This window comes from Sphaerochaeta sp. UBA5836, from assembly GCF_002432845.1.
Lineage (GTDB): Bacteria > Spirochaetota > Spirochaetia > Sphaerochaetales > Sphaerochaetaceae > Sphaerochaeta.
Map to the genome: position 1 here is coordinate 1 of NZ_DJGW01000052.1, position 10,544 is coordinate 10,544.

At 47.8% G+C, this 10,544-nt stretch carries 12 protein-coding genes; 7 read left to right on the forward strand and 5 right to left on the reverse strand.

Features of this window, described 5'->3' with window-relative positions; translation table 11 throughout:
* Both B3F49_RS03820 and B3F49_RS03825 read left to right on the forward strand, forming a co-directional pair.
* Window positions 1-301 (forward strand): lysoplasmalogenase family protein (locus B3F49_RS03820; RefSeq protein ID WP_293909078.1); only part of this gene is annotated, 301 nt, incomplete at its 5' end.
* Window positions 302-436: 135 nt separating this feature from the next.
* Complete coding sequence (locus B3F49_RS03825) at window positions 437-631, forward strand: metallophosphoesterase family protein (protein WP_293909080.1); 195 nt, start codon at window positions 437-439, stop codon at window positions 629-631.
* On the opposite strand, the gene B3F49_RS03830 is transcribed toward B3F49_RS03825, so the two are convergent.
* The 5 genes from B3F49_RS03830 to B3F49_RS03850 all read right to left on the reverse strand — a co-directional run bounded on the left by B3F49_RS03830 (window position 628) and on the right by B3F49_RS03850 (window position 5,483).
* Complete coding sequence (locus B3F49_RS03830; protein WP_293909082.1) at window positions 628-936, reverse strand: hypothetical protein; 309 nt, start codon at window positions 934-936, stop codon at window positions 628-630. The two genes, B3F49_RS03825 and B3F49_RS03830, sit on opposite strands and share 4 nt — an antisense overlap.
* A gap of 198 nt (window positions 937-1,134) precedes the next feature.
* Window positions 1,135-2,139, reverse strand: a complete 1,005-nt coding sequence (locus tag B3F49_RS03835) for a TRAP transporter substrate-binding protein (RefSeq protein WP_293909084.1) — start codon at window positions 2,137-2,139, stop codon at window positions 1,135-1,137.
* Between the two features lie 38 nt (window positions 2,140-2,177).
* Entirely contained in the window at window positions 2,178-3,461 is a 1,284-nt protein-coding gene (locus B3F49_RS03840; protein WP_293909086.1) for a TRAP transporter large permease, read from the reverse strand.
* A complete protein-coding gene (locus B3F49_RS03845) occupies window positions 3,458-4,018 on the reverse strand; it encodes a TRAP transporter small permease (protein WP_293909088.1) in 561 nt (186 codons plus the stop codon). The genes B3F49_RS03840 and B3F49_RS03845 overlap by 4 nt, the downstream gene beginning before the upstream one ends.
* Entirely contained in the window at window positions 3,993-5,483 is a 1,491-nt protein-coding gene (locus tag B3F49_RS03850) for an L-fucose/L-arabinose isomerase family protein (protein WP_293892061.1), read from the reverse strand. Before B3F49_RS03850 ends, B3F49_RS03845 begins: the two co-directional genes overlap by 26 nt.
* A gap of 213 nt (window positions 5,484-5,696) precedes the next feature.
* On the opposite strand from B3F49_RS03850, the gene B3F49_RS03855 reads away from it, so the two are divergent.
* From B3F49_RS03855 to B3F49_RS03875, 5 genes are all read left to right on the forward strand, one after another.
* Window positions 5,697-7,580 carry a DeoR family transcriptional regulator gene (locus B3F49_RS03855; protein ID WP_293909090.1) on the forward strand — a complete coding sequence of 628 codons (1,884 nt, stop codon included), beginning with the start codon at window positions 5,697-5,699 and terminating at the stop codon, window positions 7,578-7,580.
* A gap of 126 nt (window positions 7,581-7,706) precedes the next feature.
* A complete protein-coding gene (locus B3F49_RS03860) occupies window positions 7,707-8,105 on the forward strand; it encodes an FMN-binding protein (protein ID WP_293892067.1) in 399 nt (132 codons plus the stop codon).
* 2 nt (window positions 8,106-8,107) lie between these two features.
* Window positions 8,108-8,530, forward strand: coding sequence for a hypothetical protein (locus tag B3F49_RS03865; RefSeq protein WP_293909092.1), 423 nt, complete (start codon window positions 8,108-8,110; stop codon window positions 8,528-8,530).
* A 37-nt stretch (window positions 8,531-8,567) separates the two neighbouring features.
* Entirely contained in the window at window positions 8,568-9,461 is an 894-nt protein-coding gene (locus tag B3F49_RS03870) for a DUF1295 domain-containing protein (protein ID WP_293892073.1), read from the forward strand.
* A 19-nt stretch (window positions 9,462-9,480) separates the two neighbouring features.
* Window positions 9,481-10,470, forward strand: coding sequence for a bifunctional methionine sulfoxide reductase B/A protein (locus B3F49_RS03875; RefSeq protein WP_293909094.1), 990 nt, complete (start codon window positions 9,481-9,483; stop codon window positions 10,468-10,470).
* The last annotated feature ends 74 nt before the right edge of the window (window positions 10,471-10,544 follow it).

Here is a 10,544-nt window from a genome sequence, read left to right on the forward strand (position 1 = left end):
AGGTTTTGCTTCTTTTTGTTTCATCCTCCTCGGCATATTTTCCAGATCCCTTGCATCCGACGACACCCTCTTTGCGAACCGCATCATCATCGGCCTGATCCCGGGCGGTATTGCAGCGGGGGTCCTGCTTGCCTCCCCTTCAAGCTGCAGTGTCTTGTTTTTCATCGGTGCCCTCTCTTTTTTCGTAAGCGATCTCAATACCTTTGGCCCCAGACACCAGCAAAAACTGAGGATTGTGAACCTATCACTCTACTATATCGGTCAACTCTTGATTGCTTTGAGCCTGCAGTTCCTACGTTGACCGACCTTGACCGTTCAAGCAATCCCTCTTTAACATTTGACGAATCTCATTCCAAAATTGAAATCCCTGACAGGAAAGCAAGGCTGCCATGACACTGGTTCAAATCTTGGACATCGTTTAGCTCAAAAATTTGGTGTGGATATCAAGAAAAATCGCATCACCATCTTGGAGGATATCCGTCTGAGGAACATCACGCAGATAGCGGTAACCGGCGATATAGCAGAGAACGACGAGTGTGTGTGGTTCTTCGACACCATCAAAGAGTATGGATTTGAGATGCATCTTGTGCTTGGCAACCATGACAATCCCTCAGCCATGGAGTTGGCTTAAGAGAACATGCATGGAGTCTCTACTACTGTGAGCAGGCAACCCTGCTCGTCTGTGACACCAGCGAAGCGTTTCTGGACGATAAGCAGCTGAACTGGTTGGTCTAGGAAATCCATGAGAGCACGCTGGCCCTCCTGATTTTCCTCCATCATCCGGTCCTCGATTGCGATGACTGCTATAGGGAATGCACGTACGCTCTGAAGAATCGTGAGGAAGTCAGGACGGCCTTGCAGGCGGCAAACAAGGAAGTACATCTGTTTTGTGGCCACTACCACACAACCGATGAGCGCAGCGACGGCTGCATCCACCAGTACATAACACCTTCGATTTTTTACCAGATCAAGAAATATTCAGAAACGCTGGAGAGGGATGACAAGCCGTTTGGGTATCGGATCATCGAGCCCGATAGGCAGGTATCTTCTCAAATCATTACGTTCGGAACATGATAAGAAATGCCGCAGAACAGCACCTGTCCTGCGGCAAAAGCGTTGTGTCGTTTCTTCTCGCTATTTGATAGCTTGAATTTCATCTACCAAGCCCAAAGACCATTTGCCTGAAGCCTCCAGTTTCTTTACTGCTTCAATGGCCTGCACCCTCAACTTGTCGCGATCTGCGAATGAGGCGTTGTATACGGCGCCCTCGGCCACCATCTGATCAATCAAACTTTGTTCTGATAACTTTGACTCATTGAACGACCACTCATTGGTGGAATCCAGAGCCTCTTCGATTCCCTTACGCTGATCTGCACTCAAACCATCCCAAAAGGCTTCATTCACATACCAGGCATTTGCCGCATACATGTCTTCAGTACGGGTGATGTACGGAGAGGCAAGGTGCCACTTGTTGGCGATAACGTCAGCCACCGGACCATGGGCAGCCTCAACAAGCTTGGTTTTGAGTGCCAGGAATATCTCGTTCCAGGCAACGGTCGTCGGGCTTGCACCATATGCCTCATATGACTTAACGAACATTTCGAGACCTGGTGCCCGTATCTTCAGGCCTTTGAAATCTGCTGCAGTGTTCAACGGCTTGACTGAGAAAAACATGCGTGAGGCCATCGGAACCGGTGCAATAATTCGGAGTCCGCTGCTCGCAGCCACCTTGTCAGCGAGATCAAGAAACGTCCGGCTTTTAAAGTAGGCGTTCATATGATCTACATCGCGGAACATAAATCCGAAACTGATCGGCTGAAAGTCTGCATCGTAGGGAACAATCCAGGCAATATCATTGCCGAACAAGTGTACCGAGCCTTCAACCACCTGATCAAGAATCTGATTGGCGGTTCCCAAGACGGCACCTTGGACGTGGTTGACCTTCAGATTCAATTCGGGGCGTTTCTCCAATTCTGCCTTGAAATACTCCCCTGCCCGATTTCTCAGCGTGCCAATTGCATCCCCTGTTGCCAGGGTGATGGTCTTCTCCTGCTGAGCGTTTTGCTCATTTGCTCCTGCAGCAAACAATCCTGCCACCACAAGTGTTACGACAAGTAACATTACCAGCATTCTTTTCATACGTATCTCCTTTTTCGTAATCGAGTATCACCACGGGGTCAAGCCCCGAACAATCGCGGTACAAAGGTAGTTATCGACGGAACCAACGTGATAAGCACCAAGAAAGCCAAATATGGGAAATAGAAAGGAGCAACGGCCTTGAACATCTGGGCCAGGGTGAGTTTTGTCTGGTTCATCATTACAAACAACAGGGAACCGAACGGCGGGGTCAGCGTCCCCATCAGGAGATTGATCAGCATCACCATCGCAAAATGGATGGAGTCAATTCCATAACTTGCTGCAATGGGGAACAGAATCGGGGCCGCTATGAGAACCACAACCGTAGTCTCCATGAGCATTCCGGCGACAAGCAACACGACATTGGCTATCAGCAGGAATACAATCGGATTTGTCGTTACATCGAGCATGAAGGCTTGCAACTGCAGACCTACATTGCCGACACCCATCAACCAGGTGAAGGGGCTGGCAACCAACAGCAGCATACCGAGAATTCCAGTAGTTTTTGCGGATTCCAAAGCACAGTCAAAAAAGGAAGTCCATGTCAAATCCTTATAGACAAATCCCAGTATGACAGCAAACAGGCACGTAAGGGCTCCCAGTTCGGTTGGTGTGGCTATCCCGGTAATCAAGCCAACAATCAGAAACACTGGAATAGCCAAAGCTGGAACTGCTTTCAGGAAATTGGAGAATCGGACCGGAAGGGGCTCCTTGGGGAGCACAGCCACCTTCACATGCCCCGATTTCACCATGATGTAGATGGTAATCATCAAGAAACCGCCGAGCATCAACCCGGGAATGAAGCCTGCCAGGAACAGCTTATCCAATGCAATATTTGCCAATACAGCAATAATTACCATCTGGCCGCTAGGAGGAATGATCGGACCTATGGTAGCCGAAGCAGCCGTAGTAGCCGCACTGAAAGCCAAGGGATAACCATGCCGTTCCATCTCTTCCATCTCGATTTTGCCAAGACCGGCTGCATCGGCCATTGCAACACCGCTCATCCCTGCAAAAACAATACTGGAAAGAACGTTCACATGACCGAGTCCACCAGGAATATGTCCGACCGAACTATTGGCAAAGCTGAAAATTCGCTTGGCAATCCCGGATCCGCCCAAAAGATTCCCTGCAAATATAAACAAAGGCAAAGCCAAAAGCGGAAAGCTGTCGAGACCGGGACCAAGCCTGCCTGCAACCACCGTGATGGGAAATGTTTGACCCATGATCAAATAGGCTACTGTTCCGGCTATGAAGGAAAAGGCAACAGGGACCTCGAGAAAAATTGCCACAAAAATCAATGCTACCATCCAAAGGAAACTCATGCTTTGCCCCCTTCTACCGATTTCTTTGTAAATCGATACGCCTTCAACATATAATCCTCGGGATATTCGCTACCCAGCAGCATTTTCACCTCATAGAAAAGGTAGTAAAGCTCGGTCACACTCATCAGGATTACCGCAATCAAGAGAGGAGTCGAGTAGAAATGGCCTTTACCGATATTCAGCGGCATGGAGGATGTACTGGTTTTATTCTGTATGGCGATGGAGGCCGGCAAGGTTTGCAAGAGATAGACCATTACGGCAAGTATTATCAATGAAACGAACACTTGGAGAATATGTTTCCCTGTTTCGGGTAATCGGTGACTGAACGTGGTAATTGTCACATGCGTTTTTGTCATAGAGGCTGCACTTCCACCAAGCATGACAATCCATATGAAAATCATGATGACAAATTCCTGAACCCAAATAATGGAGTTGTTGAATATATATCGCATAATGACTTCGAGCACCATTATGCCTACCATCGTGATGATCAGAAGGCCTCCTATGAGAAGTTCCAATCCCATTATCCGTTCAAGTATTCGTTTTACTTGTCTCACATCTGATCTCCTTTTCTTGAGAAATTACTACGCACTCTATGTCAAAAACAGCTGCAATTTTTGCTATTTCTATACTGTGATGGCCGGTACCCAACGCAAAGTGATGAGTCGGCCCCTCCGCCATCCATCTTCGCAAGAATGTTTTTAGATCAGGCTTGAAGTGAGCATGGGTATTGGTATTTCCAGTTGCCGGAATCTGTCCATCTACAGATTGTCCTTCGGCGACCACGAACTTCAAATCACCTTTCTTGGATACTGTGATGGCAAGCATGGTAATCGGCCCCTCCTGGATCTTAAACTCAACTCCTGCACCACTGCCCGGTTTTCCATGGTATTTACTCAGAGAACGCAGTACCGGCTTGCAATCCGCTATATTTATGTGATGAGGTCCATCATGACCAACCAAAATTGAATTCCGTGCAAAATCCATCGGATGCAACTCAGCAAAACTTCCCCCGATTTCCAATCGGTCTAGAATCAACATGGCCATCAATGTTTTTAAATCATATTCACCGCACATAGGAAAACCGGAAGACGTAAGTAAAGAATTTCCAACAATGAAGTTTGTCACTAGACGGCGCATTTCCGAGCCATCCTCTGCCTCGTAGTAATAGGCAAGACCAGTCAGGTTGCGTTCTTCTATCATTTTTTCCAGAGCTACAGCAGTCTTTGCGGCAAGCTGCAAGTCCTCTTCTCGAAGCATGAAGGTGATGGAATCAGATTGAGGATCGGGAGTGTCAAAAAACGACAGAATCCTTTTTTTCATCAATTGCAGTTCCTCTTCATGTACGTGACGGTACTGTTTCATGACATCATCGGGTTCGACAGGAACCACATGGCAACCAAAACTTTTTGTTATAAGCGCAGGATCAACATGCATGTCGTACATTGTTTCCAAGACATGACCCATCAAACCAATGCGAGCATGCTTCAGATCGTGCACCACATGAGCAATCCGGCACCAAGAAGCCAATTCCAAATCCGCCTCAGCATCTCCCTCGAGAGTTCCAATGATTACCGGAGGAGTTTTCTTACCCATTCGAACAGCAACGGAGCAGAATTCTGGAACACTGCAGATATCATCATTGCAAAGCTGAATAAACGTAGTACTTTTTGCATAATCCATTGCTGTAAGCGGCTGGAGGGCGACCAGAACCATCGGTATCTGCAATGCCTTTACCAAGGGAGCGAATGTCTCGCTGGTTGCATATGTAAGCATATCAATAAACAATAAGTCGAGATCGGCTGCATAAATCGCCTTCACAACCTCATAAGCCTTCTCGGAGTTGTCAATTAAGCCGAAATCTATAATATTCTTCTCATAATGCTGCAACTTTGTGTGAAGCTTTGCTTGCTTCTCATGCATTATTTGCAATAACCCATCAAACTGGTGCCAGTAGGTTGCATGTCCTACACCCAAGAGTCCGATGTTTGCAGCAAGGGGCTTTCTTCTCTCGACTTGCATGAATATTCCTCCAATCTTCTATGTGTCTGTCCATGTTCATTATTGGCTTGAAAAAATATGCAGTCAAACAATATTTGTGCAATTGAATTGCATATAATTTGTATTTTGTAAACTTTATATCTTTATATTATTTAATTTTATTTTTTTATATATCTTTTATATATAGTTATATTTTCAATTGTGCACACAAGAAAGACATGCTATGATTGCCGCATGGAAGAAATGAATCAACGGCAATTGGCACTACTCAAAATCATTACACAGCGAAAGTTTTGTACAATCAGCGATTTGGCTGACCGTCTCAAACTCAGCAGAGAGACAATCCGCAAGGAACTTGTTCCTTTGCAAAATGCAGGCATCTTGATTCGCGAGCGAGGAAAGATTCGTTTTTACGATACTCGGCAAAACGCTGCCTTGCTCGAATCATCGGGGGTTCTCTCCAAGAACCAGCGTCAAGAACGAATTCTCCAGTTGCTCACTGATGATAAGGAAATCCGCATATCCACTCTTGCAAACAAACTCAAGGTTTCTGTTCTTACCATACGAAATGATCTATCCGCTCTGGAACTCAAAGGCAAAGTATTGAGAAAGCATGGAAGCGCCATCCTTTTCGAGCCTTCCATCAACCAGGGTTCATCCAGTGATTTTACTGAGTTCTCACCACGAGCCAACATTCTTGCAAAGCATTCGATCATGCACATCAAGCCTGAAGACACTATTTTTCTGGATGGAGGGGAAGTCTCGCGATGCATCGCATCTTCCCTGCCTCCATTAACGAATCTCTCAATTTGGACGAATAACCTAATGATTCTTGAGGTACTGAGGAAAAACAGGTATGCCTATCCGATACAGGTCACTGGTTCAGCCTTTAGTATGGAAAAACAGAGGTTTTCCCTCTCCAGCCATCAAGGTCTTCCCAATTCACTGATAATCGACAAGGCTTTCATTTGCTGCAATTCGTATGCGGGAAACACTTTTTTTCTCTCAGATGATGAAGACGCCTCTACGATAGAAGCAGTGTGCGAATGCGCTGCAAAAATCTATTTGATTTTGGATTCTCACTTTCTCGACATCCAAGGCAAACTTGCTTTTCCTTACAAGCGCTATATAAGCAAAATCCAAGAGGTTCTCATCGATGACGGCATAGGAAGCTTTCGCGCAAACACCCTCTTCTCCCGGCAGGATCCTCTGATTATCTGCGGTCCAGGCTATACGTATAGGAATGTGCGCAAACACCAGCATCGTATCGGGTTTTTGGTCAATAAGGACCGTAATTACTTTGTCCAAGCCGTACACAACAGCTTATTGGAGGCAACAGCAACCTGCAAATCCGTTTCTTTGGTTATCCGGGAGTGTGATGGTGATTACACCTCCGCTGTACAGGCACTGAACTTGCTCCTTCAGGAGAACATAGATTTGGTAATCGATTACAGCCTTTGTATGGAGTCACTGATGTACATTGGTGAAAAATGTCTCGCCCATGACATTCGGCTCATTTCAGTGGACTACATGGCACCGGGAAGCATCTACTTTGGGGCGGACAACGCAAGCGCAGGACGGATTGCCGGCGAGCATGCTTCGCTGTACATCAACGAGCACTGGAACAGCAGTGTAGACCATCTGCTGGTTCTGGGAAAGTATGGATATGAACCCATTACCAAATTGCGAATATCCAGTGCATTGGAGCATCTGCAAAAGAGTGTTTCCCGACTGCCGGATACTATTCACACCATTGAATGGGGACACCCGGAAGTAAATCCAACTCAGGAATTGGTCAGGTTGCTCAAACAGACCCCCAAGGATGAGCCCATGCTCATCCTCGCATTCAATCTACGGCACCTTCTGGCATCCTACGACTTGATCCTGCAATACCGGGAAAGCAATAACACGATTATTGTGGGACACAATTATACAAAGCAGATTGAAGAACTGATGAAAATCGGCAATTCCCCAATTCTTGGGTGTGTTCACTACAATCCAGAAGCGTACGGGCAAAACATCATGGACTTGGCTCTTCGACTGCTGGAAGGAGGAACGGTGCAACAGCGCAACTACACTAATCTTACCTGGATAGCAAGAAAAAGTAATTCCAAATAGGTTGGGTTCCATCTTTTCCCCAAGTCATATGTTCGAGTATTGTTGTACAAATTACTGCAATTGGCGGCATGCATGACTTCATTGCTACGTAGATTTGGTATAAGCTAGCAACGGGGGAATTTTTATATGCCGAGGGGAGCATTTATAGCACTGGTCATTGTCGCCGGCCTGGTCATTCTGGTCGTTGTAGGAAAAACCCTATTCAAGCGTGTTGAACAGAATTTGGAAGGACTCAAAGACCTTTCGATCGCCACACCCCCTCTTTCCTCGATAGAGGATGGAACCTATGAGGGAAGTTATGCAACGTTTCCGGTCAAAGCAAAGGTTGCAGCAACCGTCAAGGAAGGAACCATTGCAAACATCCAGCTCTTGGAGCATAGAAGCGGCCAGGGTCAGCCGGCTGAAGCGATTCTAGCCACTGTCTTGACCGGGCAGAAACTGGACGTCGACACCATCAGCGGTGCGACGTACAGCAGCATCATCATCCTCAAAGCCATCGAGGATGCTTTGAGAAAGGCGCAATGAGTATGAATTGGATACGAAAAACTCTCTTCACTCTTCATTTGATTGTCGGAATCGGAGCCTTGGCCGGCGGGTATGGTTGTCTCGCAGACATCTACAACCCTCTCGGCGCCCCCCTCACGCTCTTGGAGAACTCCCCTTTTACCTCGTATTTCATCCCGGGGCTGTTTTTGTTCGGGGTCATTGGCTTAGGAAATATCATATGCAGCATACTGGTATGGCGATACTCCATCGTCGGCATGATCAGCAGCCTCGCCCTCGGGCTTGCACTCAGCGCATGGATTGTCATCCAATGTGTCATCCTGCAAGGCATAGAGGCACTGCACATCATATTCTTGGTGATCGGATTGGTGCAAACCGGCCTCTCCTTATGGAAGCTGATCCAAAGCGGCGACCTTGCCTATCTGCTGGGTGAGTTGATCAATTAGCTTGCCGATGAAGCACCCGCTTTGCTATAGTGAGTGCATGAAAGCAACAAAGACAAGCATCCTACTCTTTTTCATCATCATCGCTGCCTGTATCGCAGTCTCGCTTGTACAGACAGCCGGCAATGCAGCTCCCCTGCTCAAGGTTGGAATCATTACCGCCTGCTCCATCGTTGTCAGCTTTTTCTTCTCATTGCTCACCGGTGATTACTCGTGGACCGACCGGCTTTGGAGCACCCTCCCGGTAGCCCTTGCTTGGGTGTATGCATTTTCTGCCGGTCTGAATGCTCCTTCCATCACTGCATCACTTCTCATCACGCTCTGGGGTGCAAGGCTTACATTCAACTTCGCACGCCGCGGCGGCTATACCGGCGAGGAGGACTACCGCTGGGCGATCCTGAGACAGAGAATCGACAATCCTGTGCTTTGGACGATCTTCAACCTGCTCTTCATCGCCATGTACCAGCAGCTGCTCTTCATCGCTTTCACCAGCCCTTTGCTGCTGCTTGTTGAACCTGCCCGACTTGCATTCACCCCGCTTTCATTCGCATCCATAGTCTTGTTCGCCCTTTGTCTTGGCATCGAGACCCTTGCAGACCAGCAGCAATACACCTTCCAACAGGCCAAGCATCACCTGCTTCCACGACTTGAAAAGCATGAAGATGACTATGAACGTGGTTTCAGAACCTCCGGCTTGTTCAGATTCAGCCGCCATCCCAACTACTTCGGCGAGCTTGGGGTGTGGTACTCGATCTACCTGTTCTGTGTATCGTTCTCCACTTCACTTTTGCATTACACCCTTGCAGGACCAATCCTTTTGACCTTGCTGTTCATCGGATCGACCAAGTTCACCGAGAGCATTACCAAGAGCAAATATCCGGCATACCAAGCGTATCAGAAGTCGGTCCCCCCGATTCTTCCCAAATTCTGGTGAATCCAGAAGGAGGATGTGCATGAATCGCTCCCTGATTTTGCTGTTCATCATTCTCATCCTAATCGTGATCATCGTTCTCATCAGACCAAAAGCTCAAGCACAGCCGCAACGCGAGGAAACCATGGCAACAACACATCAGCGTTTCACGTTTCAACCACTGGACCAGAGTCTTAAGAATACACTCAACTCCCAGGAGTCTCGGGTCATAATAGACAAGGGAACCGAACGGGCCTTCACCGGCATCTATACCGATACAGAGGATGAGGGAACCTACTACTGCAGGTGGTGCAACTCGCCGTTGTACAGCTCACAGAGCAAGTTCCACTCCGGTTGCGGATGGCCTTCATTCGACGATGAAATCCCCAACGCCGTAGAGCGTCATCCCGATTCCGATGGAAGCAGGACGGAAATTGTCTGCGCAACCTGCCAAGGCCATCTGGGCCATGTATTCTTGGGTGAACGATTCACCGAAAAGAATACGCGTCACTGCGTCAATTCCATCTCCCTGGTTTTCCGGCAAGAGAAGCCGGTCGCCGAGGCGGTTTTCGCCGGTGGGTGTTTCTGGGGGGTTGAACACCTCTTCGAACAGAAAAAGGGAGTATATTCTGCTGTAAGCGGGTACACAGGAGGAAGCCTGGCAAATCCCATCTACCAGGATGTTTTGACGCACACCACCGGGCACTTGGAAGCGGTAAAGGTGTATTACAATCCACTGGAAGTCAGCTATGAGGAGCTGGCAAAGTTCTTTTTCGAAATCCACGATCCGACGCAAACCAACGGACAAGGACCGGATATCGGCAACCAGTACCTTTCAGCGGTTTTCTACCGTAGTAGAAGCGAGTTCGATACCGTAGTCCGCCTGATCGAGATCCTCGAAGCAAAAGGACTGAAAATTGCCACCACGCTCAGACCGGCGGCAATCTTCTACCCTGCCGAGGAGTATCATCAGGATTACTACGTACGCAAGGGTTCACAGCCGTACTGCCATGCATGGACCAAACGGTTCTAGTGGTCTGTAAATCCTATTTCTTTCATTTTCTTCGGCCCAAACGCCGGGTAGCTGCGTTCTCCTCTGTCAGATAT